This window comes from Paenibacillus sp. G2S3 (assembly GCF_030123105.1).
In the GTDB taxonomy this organism is placed as follows: Bacteria; Bacillota; Bacilli; order Paenibacillales; family Paenibacillaceae; genus Paenibacillus_AQ.
Map to the genome: position 1 here is coordinate 5,849,578 of NZ_CP126095.1, position 26,512 is coordinate 5,876,089.

General features: G+C 45.7%; 19 protein-coding genes and 1 riboswitch. Of the genes, 5 read left to right on the forward strand and 14 right to left on the reverse strand.

From position 1 onward, the window contains the following. Positions 1–104 precede the first annotated feature (104 nt). Positions 105–1,181, reverse strand: a complete 1,077-nt coding sequence (locus tag QNH28_RS25810) for a C40 family peptidase (protein WP_283909095.1) — start codon at positions 1,179–1,181, stop codon at positions 105–107. A gap of 201 nt (positions 1,182–1,382) precedes the next feature. Further along, positions 1,383–2,252, reverse strand: coding sequence for a cation diffusion facilitator family transporter (locus QNH28_RS25815; protein ID WP_042191865.1), 870 nt, complete (start codon positions 2,250–2,252; stop codon positions 1,383–1,385). 123 nt (positions 2,253–2,375) lie between these two features. Between QNH28_RS25815 and QNH28_RS25820 the strand changes: the two genes are divergently transcribed. After that, positions 2,376–2,561, forward strand: a complete 186-nt coding sequence (locus QNH28_RS25820; RefSeq protein ID WP_283909096.1) for a hypothetical protein — start codon at positions 2,376–2,378, stop codon at positions 2,559–2,561. 280 nt (positions 2,562–2,841) lie between these two features. On the opposite strand, the gene QNH28_RS25825 is transcribed toward QNH28_RS25820, so the two are convergent. Both QNH28_RS25825 and QNH28_RS25830 read right to left on the reverse strand, forming a co-directional pair. Beyond that, complete coding sequence (locus QNH28_RS25825) at positions 2,842–4,467, reverse strand: ABC-F family ATP-binding cassette domain-containing protein (RefSeq protein WP_283909097.1); 1,626 nt, start codon at positions 4,465–4,467, stop codon at positions 2,842–2,844. A gap of 156 nt (positions 4,468–4,623) precedes the next feature. Next, the gene (locus QNH28_RS25830) at positions 4,624–5,589 is read right to left on the reverse strand and encodes an MBL fold metallo-hydrolase (RefSeq protein ID WP_283909098.1); all 966 of its coding nucleotides are present in this window, start codon (positions 5,587–5,589) and stop codon (positions 4,624–4,626) included. Between the two features lie 243 nt (positions 5,590–5,832). Between QNH28_RS25830 and QNH28_RS25835 the strand changes: the two genes are divergently transcribed. Both QNH28_RS25835 and QNH28_RS25840 read left to right on the forward strand, forming a co-directional pair. Continuing rightward, on the forward strand, positions 5,833–6,969 hold the full coding sequence (locus tag QNH28_RS25835; RefSeq protein WP_042191874.1) for a virulence factor: 1,137 nt from the start codon (positions 5,833–5,835) through the stop codon (positions 6,967–6,969). Positions 6,970–7,072: 103 nt separating this feature from the next. Continuing rightward, a riboswitch (Lysine riboswitch) is annotated at positions 7,073–7,278 on the forward strand. Positions 7,279–7,479: 201 nt separating this feature from the next. Next, positions 7,480–8,958, forward strand: a complete 1,479-nt coding sequence (locus QNH28_RS25840) for an amino acid permease (RefSeq protein WP_283909099.1) — start codon at positions 7,480–7,482, stop codon at positions 8,956–8,958. A 79-nt stretch (positions 8,959–9,037) separates the two neighbouring features. On the opposite strand, the gene QNH28_RS25845 is transcribed toward QNH28_RS25840, so the two are convergent. From QNH28_RS25845 to xylA, 9 genes are all read right to left on the reverse strand, one after another. Beyond that, positions 9,038–10,177, reverse strand: a complete 1,140-nt coding sequence (locus QNH28_RS25845) for a transglutaminase domain-containing protein (RefSeq protein ID WP_283909100.1) — start codon at positions 10,175–10,177, stop codon at positions 9,038–9,040. Between the two features lie 140 nt (positions 10,178–10,317). Next, positions 10,318–12,690 carry a glycoside hydrolase family 95 protein gene (locus QNH28_RS25850; RefSeq protein ID WP_283909101.1) on the reverse strand — a complete coding sequence of 791 codons (2,373 nt, stop codon included), beginning with the start codon at positions 12,688–12,690 and terminating at the stop codon, positions 10,318–10,320. Between the two features lie 115 nt (positions 12,691–12,805). After that, a complete protein-coding gene (locus tag QNH28_RS25855) occupies positions 12,806–14,563 on the reverse strand; it encodes an ABC transporter substrate-binding protein (protein ID WP_283909102.1) in 1,758 nt (585 codons plus the stop codon). 146 nt (positions 14,564–14,709) lie between these two features. Beyond that, a complete protein-coding gene (locus tag QNH28_RS25860) occupies positions 14,710–15,615 on the reverse strand; it encodes a carbohydrate ABC transporter permease (RefSeq protein WP_283909103.1) in 906 nt (301 codons plus the stop codon). Between the two features lie 65 nt (positions 15,616–15,680). After that, entirely contained in the window at positions 15,681–16,616 is a 936-nt protein-coding gene (locus QNH28_RS25865; RefSeq protein ID WP_283912269.1) for an ABC transporter permease, read from the reverse strand. A 749-nt stretch (positions 16,617–17,365) separates the two neighbouring features. Then, positions 17,366–18,910, reverse strand: coding sequence for a response regulator transcription factor (locus tag QNH28_RS25870; RefSeq protein WP_283909104.1), 1,545 nt, complete (start codon positions 18,908–18,910; stop codon positions 17,366–17,368). Beyond that, positions 18,907–20,694, reverse strand: coding sequence for a sensor histidine kinase (locus QNH28_RS25875; RefSeq protein ID WP_283909105.1), 1,788 nt, complete (start codon positions 20,692–20,694; stop codon positions 18,907–18,909). The genes QNH28_RS25870 and QNH28_RS25875 overlap by 4 nt, the downstream gene beginning before the upstream one ends. A gap of 218 nt (positions 20,695–20,912) precedes the next feature. Further along, positions 20,913–22,409 (reverse strand): xylulokinase, encoded by a 1,497-nt coding sequence (xylB, locus tag QNH28_RS25880; RefSeq protein ID WP_283909106.1) that lies wholly within the window; start codon positions 22,407–22,409, stop codon positions 20,913–20,915. A gap of 314 nt (positions 22,410–22,723) precedes the next feature. Beyond that, positions 22,724–24,040: a xylose isomerase gene (gene xylA / locus QNH28_RS25885; RefSeq protein WP_283909107.1), complete on the reverse strand. Its 1,317-nt coding sequence runs from the start codon at positions 24,038–24,040 to the stop codon at positions 22,724–22,726. A gap of 374 nt (positions 24,041–24,414) precedes the next feature. On the opposite strand from xylA, the gene QNH28_RS25890 reads away from it, so the two are divergent. Continuing rightward, positions 24,415–25,575 carry an ROK family transcriptional regulator gene (locus QNH28_RS25890; RefSeq protein ID WP_283909108.1) on the forward strand — a complete coding sequence of 387 codons (1,161 nt, stop codon included), beginning with the start codon at positions 24,415–24,417 and terminating at the stop codon, positions 25,573–25,575. Between the two features lie 210 nt (positions 25,576–25,785). Continuing rightward, positions 25,786–25,986, forward strand: coding sequence for a hypothetical protein (locus QNH28_RS25895; RefSeq protein WP_042131070.1), 201 nt, complete (start codon positions 25,786–25,788; stop codon positions 25,984–25,986). A 286-nt stretch (positions 25,987–26,272) separates the two neighbouring features. On the opposite strand, the gene QNH28_RS25900 is transcribed toward QNH28_RS25895, so the two are convergent. Further along, on the reverse strand, positions 26,273–26,506 hold the full coding sequence (locus QNH28_RS25900; RefSeq protein ID WP_283909109.1) for a glutaredoxin family protein: 234 nt from the start codon (positions 26,504–26,506) through the stop codon (positions 26,273–26,275). Positions 26,507–26,512 lie beyond the last annotated feature (6 nt).

A 26,512-nucleotide genomic window follows, 5' to 3' on the forward strand; every position in this document is an offset into this window, starting at 1 on the left:
CCCTCAGTAGATCATTCCACTGAGAGGGTAGCTTTTGCGCTTACGCCCGCCTTTGTTCACCCGTCACAAACATGCGATGCTGCCGCTTCTGTATACCTATATAATTATCGGATGACCGATCCCCCGAAAAGGAAACGATTCGTCCAAGAAGCGCTTAACTTATCTACTTTTACTCCGCCTGAAGCTACGGAATACGTATGTAGAATTTGTCCATCTCCCAAATAAATAGCAACATGCGATATTCTTGCCTTGGATTTATCGATCCCTTCATAAGCAGAAGCCGAGTTTCCTTTATAATCCATAAAGAACAATAAATCGCCACGTTTCAGACCGGAAGTAGACGTAACCACCTTACTATTCGTTTTCACCCAATCTCCCTGTTGACGGGAATCAGCAGGTAGTTTGAGATTCGCAGCATCCATGAAAATTTGCCGGATAAAATCAGAACAATCAAAGGTGCTTGTATCATTTCTGCTGGATCCAAACTCATAAGGTGTCCCAAGATAGCTCATACCTGCTGAGATTACACTCTCGATTTGGGTGGAAGCCCCAGGTGTTGAAGTAGGTGGAATTGGTGCTGGTGGTGTAGGTGTTGGCGTTACCGTCCCTGTTCCCCCGTTACCAGCGAATGAAGTATATTGATCACTTGAGCTTATATATCCAATGCTACCATCAGAGGTTTGAATTTGATACCAGGAGCTGTTCGGCTGTGCCAGAAGCTGTACTTGTTCCCCCTTCTTCAGAAGTCTCAGTACTTTTCCGCTTGTAGAAGGAGTAGTTCGAAGATTGACTCCGTACTTAATGGTTCCCGTTTGTGCTGATGGTGCTGTTGGTGAACCTACTGAAGATGAAATTACGCTGATATACTTATCATCTGTACTTGTATAGCCTACGGATCCATCTGCTGCTTTCACCTGATACCAATAGCTATTCGGTTGCGCCACAATCTGCACTTGATCTCCCTTTTGCAAATACTTCACTACTTCTCCACTTGTAGAAGGTGTGCTGCGAAGGCGAACACTTGCCTCGATGACCGCCGTTTGACCGGCTGCTACCGCCATAACTGAATTTGATGGACTTGAGGCTGCTGCTGCATTTCCAGGAGCAGATACTCCTAAACCTGCAACAATTGCAGCTGAAACCAATAAGGATGCTGTTAATTGCTTATGTGATTTAATCATACGTTCCCCCAATACCATGATGAGATTTCAACAAAGGTGTGTACTACATTCCTTTATGCCCTCATTATAGGCTTGCCCGGGATTTGGAACATGCTCCAAATTGCACATATAATCATGCCACTTTATGGTAAAATGCAGGACTAAAGTCTTGAATCCTCCTTGAATATGTTTGTTTTTTCCTTAAAATAGAATTTTTCAAATTTAATCTTTAGGTTCCACGTGCACCTGCACATTCATAATATTGTGAAGCTTGCTCATTCTCTCTTCAATAGAATCACTGATCCTATGACCTTCCACCACTGTAATATTCGCATCTACCTCCACTACGACATCCACGTGCACATGATTTCCATGAACCCGTGCCTTCACATCTTTTATCCCCTCTACTCCGGGCGTTCGAGCAATCGTACTACGTAGATCCATCAACCGATCCTCATCAAAGCCATCCGTAAGCCGGTAGGTCGAGTCACGAAAAATATCCCATGCTGTCTTAGAGATAATCAGTCCGACAACTACTGCCGCGGCGGAATCAATCCATGGCAGTCCGAACTGAGCACCCACAATCCCAACAGCAGCCCCTATACTAACCATAGCATCCGAAAAATTATCTTTCGCCGCTGCCATGAGTGCACTACTATTTATCTGCTTAGCCAGCCTTTTGTTGTATATGTATACTCCCATCATTGCTACTGCACACACTAGAGCCACACCAGCAGACCATAGCTGCGGGGTTTCCTTTGCACGATCGAAAAAGGACCGCACCGCCTCCACAATCACTTGAATACCTACTACCGCCATAATAAAAGAAGCCAACAATGCAGCTACTGTCTCTGCCCGAAAATGTCCATAAGCATGGTCAGAGTCAGGTGGCTTCCGCGAAATCTTTAGACCAACCAACACGGCTGCAGATGCTACTATGTCAGTTAAATTATTGACTCCATCCGCGACCAATGCACTAGAGGCGAATAGATAACCGCTAACCAGCTTGAATGTCGATAAAATGAGGTAAGCCGCTATACTAACCCAAGCGCCACGCTCGCCTTTACGTATATCTTCGTAAATATCAACCATTTTGGCTATCTCCTCGTTTTCTGTTTTGTAGAAAAGAATTCTTTCAATTATTCTTGCCCTTGTAGCAGCATTTAAAAACAATTAGAATAAAGTGAAGGACTTGCTTCAAAGGAGGTTATCATAATGAGCGAAAACATTGAAAAAGGAAAAATCAATTTAGCTGAAGCTATCCGGCAAAAGCTGGAGCAAAAGAAACAACAATCTTCCTCCAAACCTGGATCAACTTTCCAGGCCGGCTCCGCTAAACCACTAAAAAGTCAGAATAACAAAAAGCCTAACAACCAACGCCGTCGTACCGGCGGATCCTAGTACTATCTTATAAACATAAAAGGCTGCGTATCCCTAAGGGACAACGCAGCCTTTTATGCGTTCGTCTGCCTTAAAAGATGGGCTAGAACTCATCAAATTCATAACTGATTCTCTTTATTACGAAGCAGCCTCGCCATGCCTCACTATAAAAATAGTTCCAACCACATGATTCACCTGCCGTTGGCTTCTCAAAATCGAAATTATAAAGACAGCTACCCTAATCCTATTAGGATTAGAGTAGCTGTTTAACAGGTTCCTTCCGCAAAGCGGAAAGTAAATATTATACTTCTACAGGATACATGCGTTGGCGCATTTCCTTAATTTCAGGATTCTCTAAATACTCATCGTAAGTCATCGTGCGATCAATTACACCTGTAGGTGTGATCTCGATGATACGGTTAGCAATCGTTTGGATGAACTGATGGTCATGGGAAGTGAAGAGAATAGTCCCGTCGAAATCGATCAGTCCGTTATTCAGTGCCGTAATGGATTCTAGATCCAAGTGATTGGTAGGTTCATCGAATACAAGCACGTTCGCACCGTTGAGCATCATCTTCGCCAACATACAGCGAACCTTCTCGCCCCCGGATAGTACACTTGCTTTCTTCAGTGCTTCTTCTCCGGCGAACAGCATACGACCCAAGAATCCACGGAGGAATGTCTCATCCTGATCTTTGGAGTACTGGCGTAACCATTCTACAAGATTCATATCCACACCATCGAAATAGCTGGAGTTGTCTTTCGGGAAATAAGCTTGAGTTGTAGTGACTCCCCATGCATATTCACCCGCGTCCGCTTCCTGCTCACCCATGATCACATCAAACAGAAGTGATTTAGGCTGGGAGTAAGGACCCACAAAAGCAATCTTATCGCCTTTATTAACTACAAAGCTAATTTCATCAAGAACCTTCTCACCTTCAACCGATTTGGTCAATCCGCTGATCGTCAGAAGCTGCTTACCTGCTTCACGTTCAGGTTTGAAGTTGAGGAACGGATATTTACGGTTAGATGGACGAATGTCATCCAACGTAATTTTCTCGAGTTGTTTCTTACGAGAAGTCGCCTGTTTAGATTTGGAAGCATTGGCCGAGAAACGCTGAATAAAGGCTTGCAGTTCCTTGATCTTGTCTTCCTTCTTCTTGTTCGAATCACGCTGCAAAGCTTGAGCAAGCTGACTGGACTCGTACCAGAAGTCGTAGTTACCAACGTACATCTGGATTTTGCCAAAATCAATATCCGCAATATGCGTACATACTTTGTTCAAGAAGTGACGGTCATGGGATACGACGATAACAGTACCTTCATAATCCATAAGGAAGTTCTCTAACCAGCCAATCGATTCTAGATCCAAGTGGTTGGTAGGCTCATCGAGCAGGAGGTTATTTGGACGGCCAAACAAGGCTTGTGCCAAGAGTACCCGTACCTTCTCATTGCCGCTCAGTTCGGCCATTTTCTTATCATGCAGTTCACGCATAATGCCAAGACCGATCAGCATAGCAGCCGCATCCGGCTCTGCATCCCAGCCATTAAGTTCGGCAAATTCGCCTTCTAGCTCACCGGCACGTAGACCATCTGCTTCTGTAAAATCAGACTTCGCATAAAGCGCGTCCTTTTCTTTCATGATTTCATAAAGACGAGTATGACCCATGATTACTGTTTCAAGCACTGGGTATTCATCATACTCGAAATGGTTCTGCTTCAGAACTGCAAGGCGTTCACCTGGTGTTATATGAACATCACCCGTGTTCGCTTCAATCTCCCCGGACAGAATTTTCAGAAAGGTTGATTTACCAGCACCATTGGCACCAATCAAACCATAGCAGTTACCAGGGGTGAATTTTATGTTTACATCTTCGAAGAGAGCGCGTTTTCCGTAGCGGAGTGTTACGCCGCTTGTGCTAATCATTACGCATTACCATCCTTTTCACTTTAGGGTTTCGGCTCATTATAGCATAAAATCAGTGCAAAAATCCCGTGAAATAGGCATTTAAGCTGATCTCTCTCCTACGAAAGTTATTCCAACTGTTTTACGGTGACAACTTTTAAGGAGGAATTTTTTCAATTATTCCCCAGATGTGCGATTCTCCTTTTGTATTACCAGTGTTTCTCCGTAACCGAGTGTACGAATTCTTTCCTCCGAAATCGCGTGTTTAACTCGGGCGCTCTCCATGCGATCCAGTGCTTCCCGGGCGGTATCATCAGCAAGTCTAAAGGTACCGTAATGCATCGGAATCATGGTCTCCGCTCCTACATCTAGGAAAGCTTGTATGGCTTCCTCAGGATTTACATGCTGAGAGGTCATGAACCATTCCGGTTCATAGGCCCCAATCGGCATAAGCGCGATATCGATCTTATAACGACTTCCTATCTCCTTAAAGCCTGGAAAATAACCGCTGTCCCCAGCAAAATAAAGATTCGGAGAAGACTTCTGATTTCCGGAGTCAGCGGGCTCCAAGACGTACCCACCCCAATGAGAAGTATTCGTATCCCAAGGCGTTCTTCGCGTCCAGTGCTGGGTAGGCACAAAACTAAGCTTGATCTTACCTAGCTTAATCTCCTGCCACCATTCCATTTCCACACAGTTGTGGAACCCTTTGCGAAGCATTTTTCGCTTCAGACCAACAGGAACTACAAGCGTTGTCCCTGCCCGATATAATTTGCGAATAGAGGCGATATGCAAATGGTCATAATGTGAGTGCGAAATCAGAATCAGGTCAATCGGTGGCACTTCGCTAAGTGGAATCCCAGGTTGTCCCAGTCTTTTCTCAAAGCCTAGCCTTCTCGCCCAGATGGGATCTGTAATGATATTCATCCCTTCATATTGAAGGAAAAATGTTGAATGCCCAATCCACGTAATAGTGGACTCCAATCGATTCTCAGACAGATAAGATAATCTGGGCGGCGTATTCGGTACAACATAAGAATAGTCCTTCTTCTTCCGACGACGCTCCTCACGCCACTGGCGAAATTCCTTTAATGATTTATCGGTACTTACACTATCGACGTTATGGTAACGAGTTTTAGGCATACAACACCTCTTCTACAGAAGTTTACCGAGCAATCCTAGCTTTAGCGAATATACTACAACTATATTGAAGAGCAACGTATTTTGCAAAATATACAAATAGCATGATAAAGGTTCGCCCTTTTATTCATCACAATTGCAGACTTTAGCGAAATAATAGAAGAGTTCTTTTGGTTTCAGGCCAGAAATGAGATAATATGTGTATAAAGTATGGCGGTGCATATACCGTTCAAGGGGGAGCTACGTATGAAGATTACTTTTATTGAACCGACTCCAAGTCCAAATACGATGAAGCTACATTTGGACGAAAGTTTAGAACCCGGAATTCGCAGAACCTATACTCCAGAAAGTGAGCGTTCCGCACCTGCTTGGGCACGTGAAATGTTAACGATACCGGGCGTTATTAGCATTTATCATGCTGCTGACTTCGCAGCACTTGAGCGCAAAGGCAACGCCGATTGGGCAGCCATTCTAAGAGAAGTTCAAAGCCGCTTCGCTAACAGCGAAGGTGTAACTGGAGATTGGAGCCTAGCTGACGAGAATGCCGGTGCTCATTTTGGGGAAGCGCAAGTCTTCGTCCAATTGTTCCGCGGAATTCCGATGCAAATCCGCGTCAAAACGGGCGCGAATGAAGAGCGCATATCCTTAGCTAACCGCTTTACTAAAGCGGTTATGGATGTGGCCAGCGCCGTAATGATCAAAGAGCGTAAGCTCACTGATTACGGCGTGCGTTATGGCGAGCCCGCGGACATTGCGCGCGAGGTCGAGCAAGAGATCGAGGCAGCGTATCCGCAGGAACGCCTCGACTCTCTCGTGCAGCAAGCCATTGCGCACGGAGCCGAGGGTGAGTTCGTCGAGCAAAGACGAACTCGCACACAGGATGAGCTGCTGCGAGACCTGAAGCATGAGGATTGGCGCGTGCGCTACGCCGCGCTAGAGGATCTTACGCCGACGGCGGAGCTCCTGCCGGAGCTTAAGGCGGCGCTACACGATCCCAAGCTGCATATTCGCAGGCTTGCGGTCGTGTATCTGGGCGATCTTCGCACGCCTGAAGCGATGGAGCTGCTCTATGAGGCGATGGCAGACAGTGCGCCAGCCGTAAGACGTACGGCAGGCGATACCCTGTCCGACATCGGCGATCCTGCCGCCACGCCAGTGATGACGGCGGCACTAACGGATAAGAGCAAGCTTGTCCGCTGGCGCGCGGCTCGTTTCCTTTATGAAGTTGGCACATCCGAAGCTCAAGATGCGCTCACACTTGCAGCGGATGATCCAGAGTTCGAGGTTGGCCTTCAGGCCAAAATGGCTTTGGAGCGCATCGCCTCAGGTGAAGCTGCAGCGGGCACGGTGTGGCAGCAGATGTCAGAACGCCGTCGTAATTAACACGGAAGTACCTGATTTTGTCATTGCTTTGAGATGTAAACTTGCTTTATACTAATTCCTGTTGTTTATAAATGAATGAAGTAAAGATAGCCTCGTCATACTAAGATGAGGTAGAGGTCGCGGATATAAAGAGTACGCGTGTGGAGACGTTAGAGCCGTCTATGAATCACGCCGAAAGGAATATCTGCCGAAGCTTGCGCTGTAGCTCTTACAGCGGTGCGGGCTGGGGCCGTTGCCGAAAGGCACGGAACTGTCACATTGTACAGCCTGCGTAAGTAGCAGACTGCAATGTGTTGCGCTATCTTAACAGGGAGTATGATGCGGAGCTGTATAGATGGAAGCCGCAGATATAGTCTGCGGCTTCTTTGCGTTTACAGAATTTGTATGTTTCGTACAGTCATCCATAACCTTCTGGAAATCACGAAGTATACCTCCCGCCTTGCGGGAGTCAGCAGCTCAGCGCTCCCCGTTCATGAACAGTAAGATTAGATCATAAGGAGTGTCATATTCATGCAGGGCAAGCAGCAAAACCTAGCGCAAGGCAACATGAATCAGCCTGGGCTAAAAAAGTCATTCAAAGCAAGACATTTAACCATGATCGCGCTTGGCGGATCTATTGGTACGGGTCTATTTCTAGCCAGTGGCGGAGCGATCGCTTCAGCAGGACCTGGTGGGGCCCTTTTAGCTTATACGGCTGTGGGTGTAATGGTTTATTTTCTCATGACCAGTCTTGGGGAGCTCGCCACCTATTTACCGGACTCCGGGTCCTTCAGTACCTACGGCACTCGTTTCGTCAGCCCGGCCTTTGGCTTCGCCATCGGTTGGAACTTCTGGTATAACTGGGCGGTTACGATTGCAGCAGAGCTATCAGCAGCTACCGTCATCATTAAATACTGGTTCCCGGACAGCCCTTCTTTTCTCTGGAGTCTGGTGTTCCTACTGCTGATGTTCGGCCTTAACTTCCTATCTGCTCGTGGATACGGGGAATCAGAATATTGGTTTGCCATTATCAAAATCATTACCGTTATCGCCTTCCTCGTTGTCGGAGTCCTCATGATATTCGGCATTATGGGTGGAGAAGCCGTCGGCTTCAGTAACTTCCAAATCGGGGGCAGCTCCTTCCACGGTGGCTTCTTCGCCTTCGTCGGGGTCTTTATGGCAGCCGGATTCTCCTTCCAAGGTACCGAACTAATCGGCGTTGCCGCTGGTGAGAGCGAGAACCCACGTCGCAACGTCCCAATTGCGATCCGCCAAGTATTCTGGCGTATATTAATCTTTTATATCCTTGCCATATTTGTAATCGGAATGCTGATTCCTTATACGAATCCAGATCTGCTGCGCGGTGGCATCGATGATATCGGAGTCAGTCCGTTTACGATCGTGTTCAATAAGGCCGGGCTTGCAATTGCCGCATCCGTAATGAATGCCGTTATTCTCAGCTCTGTACTGTCTGCCGGGAACTCCGGAATGTATGCCTCTACTCGTGTCCTGTATGCAATGGCTAAAGATGGCATGGCTCCGCGCGCACTGGGCAAGCTCAATCGCCGTGGTGTCCCTGTTGGCGCTTTGCTAGTAACTACGGCTGTCGGAATGCTCGCCTTTCTAGCTTCATTCTTTGGTGACGGTGCCGTATATAACTGGCTGCTGAACGCCTCTGGGATGTGCGGATTTATTAACTGGCTGGGCATTGCGGTCTGCCACTACCGTTTCAGACGTGCTTTTATAGCACAGGGCCATTCACTAGATGAACTGCCTTACCGTGCTAGATGGTTCCCATTCGGACCTATCTTTGCCTTAGGGCTTTGTATTGTAGCTATTCTCGGTCAGAATATGGGCGCCTTCTCAGGTGGAAATATCGACTGGTATGGTATCGCCGTTTCCTATATCAGCTTGCCGTTGTTTGTCTTAATCTGGGTCGGCTATCGCTGGTTCCGGAAGAGTAATATTATTCCTTTGGATAAATGCGACCTAAGTACTCACCCAGAATAAAATAGACCCAATAAAAAAACAAAAAAAGGGACGTCCCGTAGCCATTTAAGCTTATGGGATGTCCCTTTTTGTTATCCTTCTATTCCCAGGTCACATACACTTTGAGGTCGCCCGTATTGTCAAAAGCAGAACTGGAGTAAGATACATCCTCTAGTCCAAGCTTATATAGCTCCTGCAGGTCATTCTTAAGCCGTGTTCCACTCCCTTGATAACGGAATAATAAGGACACCTCACCGGAGGTGACTGCCTTATTAACTAACCGGCTCAAATCTTCTGCCGAACGTACAATTAGCTCCTCGGCATATAGCTCATAATCGAGATCCTTCTGAAGCAGTTTATACACGGCCGCACTCTGTCCTCCACGCTCCACAAGCGCAGACAAGGTCTTATGATAGCCTACCGAAGCTGCCGGATAAGACTTCGTCCAGCTATGGTCCTGACGCATTTGTGCATCCGTCCTCAAATAGTACGCAGTACTAACCACGCCAGCTATATCGGGTGTCGGGTCATCCCAAGTCGTGTCGAGGTGATACCACCGTCCGTCTAATAGCACAAGATTCCAGGCATGCAACTGACTGCGTCCTCCCGGCTGTTTTGCCGTACCCTCAACGATTTTATTCGTGAATCCAGCTTCCTTTAACAGCTTATAGGTCAACAGCGAATAACCTTGGCAAACGGCACTGCCACTCTTCAGCCCTTCATATGCCGTATATTTGCGATACGAAGTATCATACTTCAGATGAAGCACAACCCAGTCGTGGATAGCCTTCACCTTCTGATGATTGTTCATGCCCGGCGTAATGATCTTCTTCAGCGCAGCTTTCACTTCCTTGTTCACAAAAGCGGTCTGCTCCAGAGTCTCCAGATATTTCACTTCTACCGTAACTTTTACAGCGCTTGCGCTCCCTCGATAAGTATATCCGTAGCTGTCTATGATGTAATACAAATAAGGGTCACTAGCCATCGCTTGATCCAAGGCCGCTTGTATTTTCGTTTTCAAATTTGAAGCTTTGCTCTCATAAGTAAAAGTAATGGTCTCCCTACGGTTGTTCATCGCACCCGTTAGTTTCTGCGCTACTTCATTTACAGAACGAAGGGTTGGTGAACTAGTAGCTGCATAAGCATGACCCCAGCCCCAATAAATCATCGGTGGAATAGCAGCGAATATAATCACTCCTCCCAGAATGATCTTTACTAATGTGAAACGTTTTTTCCACATATATATTCCGTTCCTCCGGCTCCATAGACTTATCATAAACCCTACCATTTAATAGATAATGAGCGCTTAGGTAAAAAAAGACTGCTCCCTGTAGAAATAATTCTACTCTGAGAACAGCCTATATGCTAGACCGATGTGTTTTATTCGCTTAGTGGTGTAATGCTATAGGTCTCTCCGATTACGGTTTCAAATTCCATTTCTATCCCTATTCGTGAACCATCAGGTCTTTGAATGAGTAAAGGCTCGCGACTAACAATTCTACATAGTTGTCCATGAGTAGAGGTCAGTTCTGCCTTCTTTAAGCGCCCCTCGTTCCATTCTATATTCGTGATAAAGCCACCTCGTGCTACCAACCCTTTTACATTACCGACGGACCATCCTTCTGGAAGAGCAGGTAATAATTCAAGCCCCTCCTGATGACTCTGCAAGAGCATCTCAGCAACTCCAGCCGTAGTTCCGAAGTTACCATCAATCTGAAAAGGAGGATGATTACCAAATAAGTTCGGCAGACTGGAATCCTGCAAAATACGACGTAAACAGCCATACGCATTCTCACCATCCTTCAAACGCGCATACAGATTAAGCAGCCAAGCTGCACTCCAGCCCGTGTGTCCACCCCCGCCTTCTAAGCGTTTTTTAAGTGATAATGATGCAGCCTTCGCTAGCTCGGGTGTTGAGGAAGGACTAATTACATTCCCGGGATATAAATCATACAAATGGGAGACATGGCGGTGTCCAGGCTCTTGTTCAGCAAAATCCTCATTCCATTCACGAATACGTCCGTCCGGTGCAACCCCAGGATGAGCGAGTCGTTCCTGTTTCTGGCGCAGCTCCTGCCTCAGCTGGGCATCGGTATTCAGAATCTCAGCAGCCTGAATGCAGTGCTTGAACAGCTCAGCGATCAGCGATAAATCCATAGCTGAGCCAGCTGAAACACTGCATGGCGTACCATTAGCAGTCAAGAATACATTCTCTGGTGAGGTAGACAGACCTGTCGTCCATCTTCCATCAGGCAGCTCTACCAGCCAATCCAGACAAAATAATGCGGCTCCCTTTAATAGAGGATAAGCTGTGATTCGCAAATATTCCTCATCTGGACGGAAAGCGTAACGCTCCCAAAGATGGCGAGAGAGCCAAACCCCTCCCATTGGCCAAAATGCCCACATCGCCTTGCCGTCTGACGGAGACGTCATACGCCACAAATCTGTATTATGATGCACCGTCCAGCCACGTGCGCCATAATGAATATTTGCTGTACGACTGCCAGCCACACTAAGCTCCGTAATAAAATCTATTAAAGGTTCATGGCATTCACCCAATCCGCATAACTCGGCTGGCCAGTAGTTCATCTCAGTGTTTATATTGGTCGTATAATTGCTGTTCCATGGCGGCTGGATATAGGGATTCCAGATCCCTTGCAGATTCAGAGCCTGCGTCCCCGGCCGTGAGCCAGCAATCATCAGATAGCGGCCATACTGGAACAGCAGCGCTTCTAGCGCAGAATCTGTCTGACCTTCGCGGTACCGTGCCATTCGCTTATCCGTGGGAAGCTCTATCTGGGAGGAAGAAGGCTCAAGCGTCAACTCCACGCGGCGGTACAAGGACTGATGATCCTCTAGATGGCGCTGCTTTAGCTCTGCATACCCAACAAAGGTTAAAGCCAATTGCTCTAGGCACAACTCCGAAGGTAGCTTACCGCCGCTTCCTGGCATCCGGTCATACCCGGCATAATCGGTTGCTGCAGCTAGACGGATCGTAATGGAGCGCGCACCTGAAACCAACAACAAGCCGTTCTCTGCTGTACAATTTCCGCCATCCGTACGAATTTCCATTGCAGCTGCAAAACTTATGCCAAGACCCTCTTCGTATAATACGGCACGCGGATGATCTCCTACATAATTATCAGCCACATGCGATGGAGCTCGGCCGGTCATCATCAGCATACCGTCAGGAGTAATCTCTGATCGAGAAGGATGCGGCGAAGTCAGAGCCATCGAGAAATCCGGTAGAATGCCCAGACCCTCTTCCCCCTCTGCACAGATATGAATGACTATAAGTTCATCTGGTCTGCTGGCAAAAACTTCGCGCACAATCCTTACATCCCCAGCAGTATAGGATACCGTGGCAAGCGCTTGATCCAAATCAAGCTCCCTCCGGTAATCCTCTACAGGACCAGCAAGATTGAACTTCATTCGCAATTCTCCGAGCGGTTGATAGGATTCGGTCCGTCTGCCTAACATCTTGGCATCTACCAGCGCTTCCGCTTCCTTGTATTTTCCCTCTGCCACTAACTGTTTGACCGGAGCCAAATGACGCAGTACCTCATAATTAGCTGTATCCCGTGGAAAGCCCGACCATAGGGTGTCTTCATTTAGGTGAATTAGTTCTTCTTCTGTTCCGCCAAAGATCATGCCGCCCAAACGGCCGTTACCCACGGGCAGTGCCTCCTCCCATACAGCCGCCGGCTGCTTGTACCAGAGCCCATGCCGTCCAGTGTGTTTGCTCTCTCCCACGTTTATTCCTCCAATCCTATAATTACAGATGAAAAGAAATCGGCGGGAAGCCCGGACTTTCGTTCGGACTTCCCGCCATCTTCATGCTTTTATTTTATTAGTCGTGATTCAGCAATTACTCATTCCAAAGTTTCACGCGTTGTTTAACCAGCTCTTCACGTAAATCTTCAGCTTTCGTCACACCAGCTTTATCCAGTTCAGCCATGTAAGCTTCCCAAACTTTGTCGAAATCAGCTGGTTTGGACAAGATCGCTTCAGGAATCCGTTTCCAACTGATATCCTTCAGCTTGTTGTCGAGAACGACAATTTCGCTATCCCCAGGGATCGTGATGTTCCATGCCGCACCCCAAGGTTTAACTTTGAATTCATCTTCATTTGGGAAGAGGTCTTTCCAAGTTGTTGCTTTATAGGCAGCAAGTGTTTCTTTTTCTACCGCATTGTAGCTTACAGTTACTTGCTCAGGGAAGCGAGTGGTATAGTAGTTTCCAGTTGGATCCAATACACCGTCGCCATAGTGAGCGCTAAGCAGTGCGTAGTTTGATCCGACATTGCCAAGTCCGGTTTCTTTTTGGAAATTGGTAGTGTCATTATATTTGCGGTTGTTCACATCTTCAGGAATGACGCGTTTGCCGTCCACTACGTTGTAATGCTTGCCTTCGATACCCCAGTTAACCAATACTTGACCTTCATCGGAAGCTAAGTAGTCCAAGAATTTAATTGCACGTACTGGATCTTTAGCATCTACGCTGATCCCAATGCCGTTACCACCCATGAAGCCTGTAGGCCAGAAGGAAGTTTCTTTGTACTCTTCAGACAAGGTTACTGGATAGTGTCCGTATCCTTGATCCAGCTTACCTTCAGCTTTCAATGCTTTTTCTCCATCGCCATAACCCCAGTCTTGGTCAATCAAACCAATAACACGGCCAGTAGCGATTTTCGCTTTGTACTGATCATACTTTTGAACAAAGCTTTCTGGATCAAGCAATCCGATATCGTTCATATGGTTGAGCCAGCGGAAATATTCTTTCTCAGCAGGACGACGGAAGTGATAAGTTACTTCTTGTGTGTCGATATCAATTGCATATTCACCATCGTCAGGAGAGCCTGTAGTAGTGAATGCTGGGTTAGTTACTGTAATGTACATGTACCAATCATCTGCATTTAGGGTCAGACCGATGTTTTTGTTACCATTTTCATCGGTTGGATGTTTTTCCAGGTAAGCCTTGATTACGTTCTCATAATCTTGGACAGTTTTAATTGCAGGATATCCAGCTTCTTTAACAGCACGGTGCTGTAGCTCAAATCCGCCGCCAGCATCAAAGTATTTGTTATCCACACCCGCATACGTAGGGATAGCATAGATCGCGTGGTCATCGTCACTGTAGCGTGAGCGTTTCATGCCTTCTTCGCCTAATACTTTTTTGATGTTCGGAGCATATTTTTCAATCAGATCTGTCAGATCAAGCATTGCGCCTGCATCCACCAGCTTGCTTACGTCGGTCTTGGCACTGATCAGATCCGGATAATCACCACTCGCTGCGATCAACGCTACTTTCTGAGCAGGGTCACCAACCGCGTATTCAGCATTCAAGGTAACTCCTGTTTTTTCCGTAATCACTTTACCTACTTCGTCTTGCATGCCTGTCCAGTTCGGGTTAGGGTCAGCACTGAAGAAAGTCATCGTGAGCGGAGAAGTATCCTCAACCGCATTGGCCGAATTAGCCGCATTCCCCTTATTTGTTGCATTTCCAGCTGCATCTCCAGCTGCGTTATTGCCGTTGTTTCCACCACAACCTGCGAGCATGCCGAGCATCATAATAGAAGTAAGTGTAAGTGCAGTTGCTTTAGCTTTTATTTTTCTATTATTCCCCATTACATAAACCCTCCTTAAAATTGTTTATCTATCGTATCACAGATAAATCCTGTTAATACTTATCCCAAAACTTCCCATAAGAAAAGAAAACGGATACAAAACACTCTTAAAGCTTAGGGGAGACTATGCTCCCCTGTTAGCTTTGATTAGCTCTTCACAGCGCCAAGTGTCATACCTTGAACAAAATATTTCTGAATGAACGGATACACCAACAAAATTGGCACGGTTACGACAATCGTAATTGCCATCTTGATAGATTCTGGCGAGACCTGATTCGAAGCTAGAGATGCAATGTTGGAGCGATAATCGCCACCATTACCACTTGTTGTACTCTGCAGAACCTTCATTAGTTCATATTGCAATGTCGTCAGATGAGGGCTTGAACCATTATACAAATACGTATCAAACCATGCATTCCATTGACCTACCGCTAGGAACAGCGCGATTGTTGCTAGAGCCGGCTTCATCAGCGGAAGGATGACACGCCAGTAAATGGTAAAATCATTCGCTCCATCCAGCTTCGCCGATTCCTGCAGTGCATACGGCAAGCCGTCAATAAAGGAGCGGATAACGAAGACATTAAAGGCACTAACCAATCCAGGCAATACGTAGACTGCAAAGCTGTTCATCATGTGCAGATCCTTGATCAGCATGTATATTGGAATCATTCCTCCAGAGATATACATGGTCATCGCCAAGAATGTGGAGACGAACTTGCGGCCTGCAAAGTCAGGACGACTGATCGTAAACGCCAGCATCGAGGCACTGATCAGTCCGAACAAAGTACCGATGACTGTCCGCAAAGCGGATATTTTGAACCCGGTCATCAGCCCCGCGAAACTGAAGATTTTCAAATAATTATCCCAGGTAAATTCCCGAGGATAAATGGTGATACCGCCGCGCACACTATCCACTGAATCATTCAGCGAGATAGCAAGCACATTCAGAAACGGATAGATCGTGATTACAACCACGAACAGTATTACAAAGTACACTATGAAGTCAAAGATCCGGTCTGACCACGACTTTCCGGTGATAGCTGTGTTTCCCACTGTAACGCTCTCCTTTCATGAAAAGGGCAATATTGCAGCCACGATTGGTAGAAGGGCCTTCTGTGTTACAGAAGGCTCTCTTTAGTTGTACGCTTGAAGATTCCATTAATCGTAAACAGCAGGATTACACTGATCACTGAGTTGAATATATTGATCGCGGTACCGTAGGAATATCTCGCCATGCCTAGTCCGTATTTCAGAGAGTACAGATCCAGCACCTGAGAATAGTCGGTAACGAGGTTGTTTCCAAGCAAGAATTGCTTCTCAAAGCCGATATTCAGCAAATTACCAATCGACATAATGAGTAGCACTGTAATTGTCGGCCGGATACCTGGAAGGGTAATATGCCATACCTGGCGGAGCCTGCTGGCACCGTCTACTCGGGCCGCTTCGTACAGTTCAGGTCCAATACCCGAGATGGCCGCAAGGTAGATAATCGCATTCCATCCGGTTTCTTTCCACACATCTGATAAAGTAACGATTCCCCAGAAGAGATGGCCCTGAGCCATGAACTGGATAGGTGAGTCTATAAATCCAATTGTTAACAAGAGATCGTTTACAAGACCATTTTCACTAGATAGCATTTTAGTTACAATTCCCGCTGCAACCACCCAAGATACAAAGTGGGGCAAATACGAGACCGTCTGAGCAAATCGTTTAAAAAATCCGAGGCGAACTTCGTTTAGCAATATTGCAAACGTTATCGGAAAGATAAAGCCTGCGACCAAGCCCATTCCACTCATCGCCAGCGTATTACGCAGCGCCAGAAGGAATTGCGAGTCACTGAACAGTGTCTTAAAGTGTTCAAAACCTACCCATTCTTGTTCAAAAAAGCCACGTGCGGGCTTGTACTTTTGAAAAGCCATCGTCCAGCCCCATAATGGGAGATAACTGAAGACGAATGCCCAGATCACAAAAGGTATCGACATCATCCACAAATACTTTTGATTCTTAAAGCTTCTCCAAAACCGTCCTCCTGAAGCAGGCTTTTTGTTGCGCATTCGGGTGTCCGGCGGGATTTGAGCAGTTACTGTGTCCGCTTTCATAAAGCCCCTCCTCTCTATGTCTCAATTCTAAAACTTTGTAAGCGATTGCAGTACCCTATAAATTCGACTTAAAATCAGGTGAAAATTAGAGATTTTTGTCCGTGGTGAATTCTCATTTCGGCTCATCGACACAGAGGGGCTAATGCTGCTGGCGTCTGCATTATTCTTTGGATTGGACTCCTAAAAACACTTTGCTTGCTGGATATTAGTCACTACGAGGAATATTTGGACTTCCGATCGCTTGCTTCTTCGAATTTTTCAACTAGGCTTCTGGTAACCAGCCACTACGAGGAATCTTTGGACTTCCGATCGCTGTTATCCTCAGATTTCCTGATTTAAACCGCTTCTCGCGGTAGAAATCCGAGGATAAAGGCGAACGCTCCGCTTCTACAGTTCCAAATATTCCTCTTCGTTCTTCTACCAGTCGCCCTTTTAAAGTTAGAAGCTATCAACGCTTCTGCAGCTCCAAAAATTCCTCTTCACTCCGTTCCCAGCAGTTTTTTTGAACCGAAGCTCAAAAGAAACTGCATTAGATCCCCACCTGCATAAGCTTAAGCAGGTGTCTATTTAACTACATTAATACTTCACCACGTACAATTGGTGGATTAGGAAAAACAAAAAAAAGACCCGCGGGCTGAGATTCAGAAAAACTCCTGAACCTCAGCCACGGGTATAACAGACAAGACAAGAACACCACACCATCCTTAGATGCTTTTTCGATAAGAAGTTGGAGAGATTCCTACATATTTTCGGAACTTAGCGTTGAAATAATCAGGGTTCATATACCCTACCTTCTCAGCCACCTCGTATACTTTCATCCCTTGCGTCAGAAATTCCTTAGCCTTCTCAATCCGCACTTTGTCCACGTACGTATTGAAGTATTCTCCTGTGGTGTTCTTGAACATTTTACCGAGATAAGCACTGTTATAGCAGAATAACTCGGATAAGGTCTCCAGCTTTAGGTTCTCATTGTAGCGACGGTTGATGATCTCCGTGATCTTCTTAATTTCATTTCCACGCCCACTGGTCATCTGACCCGCAATTTCTTCAAGAAATGAGACGGCCTGATCCTGCAAATCAGACAAATAATAACTTTGATAAAGCTCACCTATCGGAGGGGAATGCTCTGCTGCATAGGTGCGAATTTCCGGATACATAGGCTCCAGACGGGCCAGCACAGTACTAAGAAGTCTCACAAAGGTCTCTTTAATTCGTAATTCATCGCTGCCCTCAGCTACAAGCTCAGCACAGATGGTCTGCACGATCGGTCGGATCGCGCTCAGACTTCCGGTTTCTACTGCAAGCAGCAGACGACTCTCCGTCTCCTGCTCCTCTTCAGTCTCCTCTTTCATCTCCATCAGAAATCCTGAAGGATCTGCACTGATGATGATTCCCTTCTTGAAGAAGAAGGCGCTTCTTAACAGCTCACGTGCTGCATTCAAAGATTCTGCCGCCATTTCGGGTCGGGCTACTACTCCCCCCGCTACTGCAATGAAGTCGTATCCCTTCTGGCCAATCGTTACAGATAATTCCTTGTATAATTCTTCTCGCTTGCTCGCGTTCTGGTCCCGATCCTTCAAGAGAATACCCATATACTGCGATAACGTAAAAAATGAAGCATTAGGATGACTACTAAAATACTGTTCCATTACTGTTTTGATACCGTGGAGATCCTCATCATTTGCACCAGCTGTTTTTCTTAACTCAATGAGAATGACTTCATAATTCCCCTGTTCCAGCCCTAGCGCATCCACATGTCTACTGAGGTTCTGCTCTTCCAGTTTGTCCTCTGAAGTTGGCTGTAGTAGTGCTCGAAGTAACGTTTCTCTATTACGAGCGGGCTCCTCCTCATTCCAGTCACTGAACCGCTGCTCCTGCTCGATCGTTTCATGCAGTTCTTCCAGACATACGATCATCTCATCTTCATCGACTGGCTTCAGCAAATAACCGTCGATCCGATAACCAATCGCCCGCTTAGCATATTCAAAATCAGCATGTCCACTCAAAATGAGCACATGACTTTCTGAGCCTTCTTTACGAAGCTCACTGATCATTTCCAGACCATCCATTCCAGGCATACGAATATCAGCAACGATAAGCTCCGGGTAGAAGGTATGATATTTTTCAAGCGCTTGCAAGCCATTAGCTGCTGTAGCTACCACCGTATAACCGAGCTTCTCCCATGGGATCAAACTTCTTAGTCCTTCCCGCAGCTTCGGCTCATCATCGACAATCATCACTTTTATCATAGATTGTTGTCCTCCATTGGTATGCAAAAGAAAATAACCGTACCTACATTAGGTCTACTCTCAATCGTTAGCCCATATTCTGCACCGTAGGATAGTTTTAGCCGGTCATGTACATTACGAAGTCCTATTCGCTCACCTTCGCGCTCTTCCTTACGCTCAAGCGTGTTCAGTAATTCCTCTAGCTGAATTGGAGATATTCCTACTCCGTTATCTGTAATCGTAAATTTAGCATGATCCCCAACTTGTACAACTTCCACCGTCACAAATGCGCCTTCCATCTTATTGTCCAGTCCGTGGACTACTGCGTTCTCGACAAGTGGCTGAATAAGAAGTGGGGGCATATAAAGGGATTCAACGGCAGGGTCTATAGTAAATTGATATTTCAACCTCTCCTCATAACGGAATTGCTGAATATCCAAGTAACAACGTACCACTTCTAATTCCTGACTAAGCAAAATTTTACTTCGGCCTACCTCCAGGTTACTGCGCATCATTTTACCTAGAAGACGTACCACACGAGCAATTTCCACTTGCCCCTTCATGTGAGCCTCCATTCGAATCGCCTCTAGTGCATTGAACAAGAAATGCGGGTTAATCTGGCTTGCCAGCATTTTGAATCGTATATCATTTTGTTTCTGTTCCAGCAGACTGTTCTGAGCATTGGATTCCTGTACCTCATACATCAAATCGTTAATGCTGCGTACCATGGAATTGAATTGACGAGCTAACAGGGCGATTTCATCCTTGCCATCAATCTTTAATGTCGTATCAAAATCCCCAGTACTGACTCGGTTAATATGTCTGCTTAAATGCAGCAATCGTCGTGAGAATAACGAGGAGAAGCTATATATAATTAAAAAGGCCAATAGAACACTTATCGCAACTACAGTAATCGATAGCTTAATCACTTGATTGGGTTCTTTAACTATACTTTCAATCGAAAAAACAGATATGATTCGTAGCGCATTTCGGCTGGATTGTGGTTTAAGCTCCTCGATCACAATTTTGGAGGCTTCACCATCTACTACTGCTTCATAGCTTCCACTTCCCTGCCCCAAGAGCTTCGTGTCAAAAGAAACATCCACCAGCTTTTTACCTGTCCGATCTTTCCGGTTCGCTGCAATGATATTATCTTGATCATCGACGATCATGGTATCAAAAGATTCCTGGCTTAGAATGGATGCAAGCTGCTGACTGTTCACATTAATAACGAGTACACCGATCTTACTGGAGCCCTCCAGCTCAATTTTGCGAACAAGACTTAAATAATTCCGCTTATCACGCTCATCTTCGATATATTCCCAACCGACAAGACTATCGTACCGCTGTGCTCTCTGATACCACTGGCTCTCCTTAATCTCAGGTGAAGGATTGATCAGCTCCCAGTTGTTAAGCAGCGTAGCGTTGTCAGTGTATAAGCGAATGTTGGATATATCTTTATACAACCTAAGGTACTCACGCATATCCGAGTAATCGCGGTAAGCTTCCACCACATCATAAGTGCTAACATACTGACGAATGGCAAGTCTTTTTAACCGTGCATCATTGCTAAGGCGATATGCGATATCTTGAGATACACCGATGACTTCTTCCGTTCTTTTCTTCACCCGATCTACGTTGATTGAAGCTTGTTCCAGTGCGCTCTGAAACGCCATGGTCCTCATCTCAAACGTAAGATAACCGCCTACAAGTAATACCGGTAGTAAAGTGGTGAGTAAAAAAGCAAGCAACAGCTTATTGCGGATTTTGATGTCATTCAACAGCTTAACAATCCATTGGAACATGGCCTTCCGCCCCCCGAAACCTTCACTATCTCATGCAGAGTTTAATGCCGCCCTGGAGATACCCCATACTTTACAGAAGAAAAATAGGAACGGCAACAACTTCGAATACAGTCCATCCTCAAATCAATAAACGAGATGGTCATAAAAAGGTCCTTCGCCATATGCGAAAGACCTTTTTCATCAGACATATCAAGCATAAACGCTTTCGGCTTCCTTATTTATTGGCGGTATGCAGCCAGCTTGTTATTCAGTTCACGTGTCTGACCGTAGACCTCCTGATAGAGGTTGAATAAGCCGTCGTAAATTGCCGCTTGCTTCGGATCTGGTTTATACACATCCGCAGGACGGATGAAAGCTTCTGCACATGCACTAAGGGATGTGAACCAGCCGCTTCCGTAAGCTGCCAACATCGCTGCTCCCATAGCCGGACCTTGCTCACTTTCAAGCTTCACGATGGATGCATTGAAAATATCTGCTTGCATCTGGAGCCAAGCCTCATTTTTAGCCCCGCCACCGATTGCAATGATTTCGGTTATTTCTTTGCCTGAATCACGTACAATCTCGATAGATTCACGTAGCGAAAAGGTAATGCCTTCTAATACGGAACGTGTAAAATGAGTCAATGTATGCCCTGAATCCATACCAATAAAGCTTCCGCGAATATTCGCATCTGGATGTGGTGTACGTTCCCCTACGATATAAGGTGTAAAGAGCAGTCCGCCGCTACCCGCTGGAATGGAGGACACCCCACTTAGCAATTCATCAAAGCTCATGTCTGCCGCAAAGGTTTCTTTGAACCATGTAAGGCTATGCCCAGCCGCTAGAGTAACGCCCATGATATAGTAGGCATCTTTTTCACTATGGTTGAAGAAATGGACTTTGCCTTCGAGATTTAAATCTTTGTTGCTCTCATAGGAAAGAACTACACCAGATGTTCCAATACTGCACATCGTCCGGCCTTCACCAAGGATACCTGCTCCAAGTGCTCCACATGCATTATCCGCACCACCAGCAAATACCTTTGTTGAAGATAAAAGACCTGACGCTTCCGCAATATCCGGCAATAACGTTCCCGTCTGTTCAAAGGACTCTACCAGTCTAGGACAAAGGGAAAGTGGCAGTTCAAAAGCTTCAGCAATTTCAGCACTCCACGTTTTAGAACCTACATCTAATAGAAGTGTTCCTGCAGCATCAGAATAATCCATCGCGTAATCACCGGTCAACCGGAGACGCACATAGTCTTTGGGCAACAGGAACTGATACGCTTGTGATAATACCTCAGGTTCATTCTCTTGTACCCATAGAATTTTAGGAAGCGTGAAGCCTTCCAGTGCACGATTTCTAGCAACCTCAATAAGCTTTGTTCCGAGCGTCTTCTCTATTCTTCTGCACTGTGCAGTAGTACGAGTATCATTCCAAAGAATGGCCGGACGAAGCACTTGACCTTCCTTATCCACTAACACCAATCCGTGCATTTGCCCAGAGAAGCTAAGACCGTCAACTTGTGACGGGTCTATGCCCGATACTTCAATCAGACGACGAAGACTGACCAGGGTCCCTTTTACCCAGTCCTCTGGATTTTGTTCGCTCCAGTTCGGCTGTGGTCTGCTTAGCGGGTAGGACTCGGAATGCTCAAAAGCCACCTTGCCCTGTGGGTCCACTAGAACAGTCTTCACTGCACTAGTGCCCAAATCTACACCTATAACGTATTTCATTTTTGACCTCCTAAAAGTTTTGTGAGCATAGACTACATTGAATTACTTCGAACAAAACTCGCTTCGTAAGCATCCTGCTTAGTTTTGTGAGCATAGGCTTCACTGAATTACTTCGAGCAAAACTTACTTCGTAAGCAACCACTTAGTTTTATGAGCGCTACTTCGTTGAAATACTCCGAATAAAACTCGCTTCGTAAGCATCCGCTTAGTTTTGACTACAAAAAGGGGGCTGCCGAAGAATGCTCTCTTCAGCAACCCCCGTTGCATTTGTTCAAACTGGACTCAAAGCCTAAGCTTCAAGCTCCCTGTAAAGACTATTCAGCCAAAATGTATTGGTTAAGTGTAGCTCTCAGGTATTCTTGACGTCCGGATTGGTTAGGACGTGGGTTCTCATTGTTCAAAGCATATTCAGCCAAAGAAGCCAATGTTGCTTTACCGGAAACGATGTCTCTACCAACGCCTTCAGTGAAGCTGCTGTAGCGTTTGTCAACGAAGTCTTCGAATACGCGATCTTCGATCAATTTAGCAGCTACTTTCAAGCCTTTTGCATAAGTATCCATACCAGCGATGTGTGCTAGGAACAGATCTTCTGGCTCGAAGGAAGGACGACGTACTTTAGCGTCGAAGTTAATTCCGCCTTTGCCAAGACCGTCATTCTTCAATACTTCATAAAGTGTGAGTGTTGCATCGTAAATGTTCACTGGGAATTCATCTGTATCCCAACCAAGCAATGTATCTCCTTGGTTAGCGTCAAGTGATCCAAGCATACCATTGATACGAGCTACACGAAGTTCATGTTCAAAAGTATGACCTGCAAGCGTAGCATGGTTAGCTTCAAGGTTCAGCTTGAAGTGCTTGTCGAGGTTGTATTTTTGCAAGAACGAAATTGTTGTTGCTGCATCGAAATCATATTGATGTTTTGTAGGCTCTTTTGGTTTAGGTTCGATCAGGAATTGACCGTCAAAACCAATTTCCTTAGCGTAATCAACAGCCATGCTGAACAGACGAGCAATATTGTCTTGTTCCAGACCCATATCTGTATTCAGCAATTCTTCGTAGCCTTCACGACCGCCCCAGAATACATAGTTGCTAGCGCCCAGACGTTTACCAACTTCCAGACCTTTCTTCACTTGTGCTGCTGCATGTGCGTAAACATCAGCATTTGGAGTGGAACCTGCACCGTGCATATAACGTGGGTTAGTGAACATGTTAGCTGTATTCCACAATAATTTTTTGCCGGAAGTCTTCATGCCTTGTTCAAGGATATCAACGATAGTGTCGATGTTGCTGTAGAATTCACGCAAAGATGCGCCTTCTGGTGCGATATCTACATCATGGAAGCAGAAGTAAGGCAGATCCATCTTGTCCATAAATTCAAATGCTGCTTCAGCGCGAGCTTTAGCTTTATCAAGACCATTCAATTTGTCCCAGCTGCGAATTGCAGTTTCAGCGCCAAACGGATCAGAACCGCCAGCAGTTAATGTATGCCAATAAGCCATTGCAAATTTCAGATGTTCTTCCATAGTTTTGCCGGCTACGACTTCTTTAGGATTGTAGAATTTAAATGCGAAAGGGTTGGTGGAACGGCTTCCCTCGTAAGAGATTTTGTTCACTTTCTCAAAATAAGCCATTGTGTAATCCTCCTCAATTTATGCTTCGCCCGCAAGCGTTTACAGGATCATCTTAACACATCTTTCGAACTTTGTATATTGGTTAAACAAAGTTTCGATATTTTTTTATATCCATTTTTTTGGACTACTCAAGCTCACTTTCTCCCCTACCCAAATATAGAAGATCCCTGTTGGAAAATTTCCTCTAAACGCTATGTATTGCAATTTCCAGCACATCACTCTAGACTAAGTGGCATACAACAAATGGGAACTATGCCAAGCTAAAACGCCTTTAGCGTCCTTTTAAGGACGGTAAGCGTTTATGCGAGAATTATAAGGAGAAAGTATACCGTGAAGCTTATACTTTCTTATAATTTAAGAAGGATGTGTGATTTGTGAAGGTTACTGGTGACCAAGCGCTGGTCAAAAAAATAAATAAATCGATCGTACTACATACCATTCGAAGACACTCTCCACTCTCGCGCGCGAAGGTCTCAGAGATGACCGGACTGAATAAAGCTACGGTGTCCAATCTGGTAGCCGAGCTGTGCACGCAAGAATTGGTAACTGAAGTCGGACCTGGGGAATCAAGCGGTGGCCGCAAACCGTTAATGCTGCATTTTAACACGATGGCTGGTAGTGTAATCGGCATAGAATTACGGGTAAAGCAGCTAACAGCAGTCTTATGTGATCTGAGCGGGGGCATTCTTTACGAAAGCGACTTCTCCTTAGACAATCATGATTTCCCTTACGTCCTGGAACAAATGAAAAAGCTTATCTCTGGCTTGATTGTCAGTGCTCCTGAATCCCCTTACGGCATCGTCGGCATCGGAGTAGGTGTCCCCGGCATGGTGGATGAAGATGGTGTTGTACTCTTTGCTCCCAACCTTGGCTGGGAAATGGTCGACCTGCGAGCGATACTGGAAGCTGAATTTTCTGTTCCTGTCACCATTGATAACGAAGCTAACGCGGGCGCTCAGGGTGAACTCAACTTTGGCGCGGCACGAGAGGTAAGACATCTCCTTTACATCAGTGCGGGATCAGGGATCGGATCTGGAATTATTATTGGTGGAGAGCTCTACAAGGGTGCAAGAGGATATGCCGGCGAAACCGGACATATGACGATTGAAGCCCAAGGCAAGCCTTGCAGTTGCGGCAGTCGTGGCTGCTGGGAGTTATATGCCTCGGAGAAAACTTATGATAATCCCGATCTCTCCCTCCCTGCCCATACTACGCCAGAGCTGGTTCGCTATGCTGCCAACGGGCAAGAAGACGCCCTGCATCACTTCTCAACGATGGGCGAATATCTCGGTATCGGGGTGACCAATCTAATCAATAGCTTCAATCCTGAGCTTATTGTGATCGGTGGAGCCTTGTCTGAGGCTGAAGAATGGCTAGGTGAGCCGCTGCGCCGGGTTGTAGCTGAGCGTACTCTTCCTTACCATAAGCAGCAACTCGAAATTACATTTTCTAAGCTCGGAAGCCGTGGAACGATGATCGGTGCTGGTTTCTCAGCCGTTATGCATTTCTTAGGCGATATTCGGGTGACCCTATAATCCATAATGGTACGCGTTTATGTGAGAAATATAAGAATAATTTATAGCGTGGAACATATAAATTCTTATATTTTAAATTAATTGACGTAAAATTGACGCATTTGAGTGAAGCAAAAGTGCAGTAAAAAGAACAGAAATCCTATATAATAAAGGTCAAGCTAGTGTGACATTTATCACTACAACCCCTTTTTTGAAATGGAGAGCGAGTCCATGACCTATGTTGATACGTCTGACATCTCGGCACAGATGTTCATCACTGTGTTGCTTTTTCTGCTCATAATTGCCCCTTTGATCAGCCTCGGCGTGCTCCGTTTTTTTCAAGCTAAAAAGAAATCAGGCTTTATTCTTATTGGCAGTGGCGCTGCTGTTTACGTGCTATTTCAGATCATTACATCTTTCACTCAAACCTAAACTCTACTTCTAGATCTACTTTCATAAAAATAGTCTGCGCACTGAAGCGTCAGGCTATTTTTTGTATGCTTAAAGATCGCAAGCATAAACACCTTCGTATGTGAAACTTATGCTTTCTTATATGTCAAAAAAGACCGCCTCCTGATCGGAAGCGGTCCATTACAATTTCCTTACGGAAATCTTATTTAACAAGAAGAAACGACTTTGTCGTCCTATTAAGACGACAGCGGTTTCTCGTAGAAATATAAGGATATTATAGTTGTGCAGCATATAAATTCTTATATTTTTAAACAGTTGTAAGTGCTTTGTCGAACTGAGTTTTGTTCATGCCAACAATTTTATGCTCACCGATTACAGTTACAGGAATAGCCCTTACTCCCATGTCCCATACTTGCTGCGCAAAATCGTCATTCTGCTCGACATTGCGTTCTTCGTAGGGTACGCCTTTTTCGCTCAGAAAGCTCTTCACCTGACGGCAATGTGGGCAATTCGTTGAGGTATATACAATTACATTCTCCATGGTATG

What these genes read in the sequence shown, in the direction of transcription:
- QNH28_RS25810 (WP_283909095.1), bottom strand. Translation starts at nt 1,181, where the DNA reads ATGATTAAATCACATAAGCAATTAACAGCATCCTTATTGGTTTCAGCT.
- QNH28_RS25815 (WP_042191865.1), bottom strand. Translation starts at nt 2,252, where the DNA reads ATGGTTGATATTTACGAAGATATACGTAAAGGCGAGCGTGGCGCTTGG.
- QNH28_RS25820 (WP_283909096.1), top strand. Translation starts at nt 2,376, where the DNA reads ATGAGCGAAAACATTGAAAAAGGAAAAATCAATTTAGCTGAAGCTATC.
- QNH28_RS25825 (WP_283909097.1), bottom strand. Translation starts at nt 4,467, where the DNA reads ATGATTAGCACAAGCGGCGTAACACTCCGCTACGGAAAACGCGCTCTC.
- QNH28_RS25830 (WP_283909098.1), bottom strand. Translation starts at nt 5,589, where the DNA reads ATGCCTAAAACTCGTTACCATAACGTCGATAGTGTAAGTACCGATAAA.
- QNH28_RS25835 (WP_042191874.1), top strand. Translation starts at nt 5,833, where the DNA reads ATGAAGATTACTTTTATTGAACCGACTCCAAGTCCAAATACGATGAAG.
- QNH28_RS25840 (WP_283909099.1), top strand. Translation starts at nt 7,480, where the DNA reads ATGCAGGGCAAGCAGCAAAACCTAGCGCAAGGCAACATGAATCAGCCT.
- QNH28_RS25845 (WP_283909100.1), bottom strand. Translation starts at nt 10,177, where the DNA reads ATGTGGAAAAAACGTTTCACATTAGTAAAGATCATTCTGGGAGGAGTG.
- QNH28_RS25855 (WP_283909102.1), bottom strand. Translation starts at nt 14,563, where the DNA reads ATGGGGAATAATAGAAAAATAAAAGCTAAAGCAACTGCACTTACACTT.
- QNH28_RS25865 (WP_283912269.1), bottom strand. Translation starts at nt 16,616, where the DNA reads ATGCGCAACAAAAAGCCTGCTTCAGGAGGACGGTTTTGGAGAAGCTTT.
- QNH28_RS25870 (WP_283909104.1), bottom strand. Translation starts at nt 18,910, where the DNA reads ATGATAAAAGTGATGATTGTCGATGATGAGCCGAAGCTGCGGGAAGGA.
- QNH28_RS25875 (WP_283909105.1), bottom strand. Translation starts at nt 20,694, where the DNA reads ATGTTCCAATGGATTGTTAAGCTGTTGAATGACATCAAAATCCGCAAT.
- xylB (WP_283909106.1), bottom strand. Translation starts at nt 22,409, where the DNA reads ATGAAATACGTTATAGGTGTAGATTTGGGCACTAGTGCAGTGAAGACT.
- xylA (WP_283909107.1), bottom strand. Translation starts at nt 24,040, where the DNA reads ATGGCTTATTTTGAGAAAGTGAACAAAATCTCTTACGAGGGAAGCCGT.
- QNH28_RS25895 (WP_042131070.1), top strand. Translation starts at nt 25,786, where the DNA reads ATGACCTATGTTGATACGTCTGACATCTCGGCACAGATGTTCATCACT.
- QNH28_RS25900 (WP_283909109.1), bottom strand. Translation starts at nt 26,506, where the DNA reads ATGGAGAATGTAATTGTATATACCTCAACGAATTGCCCACATTGCCGT.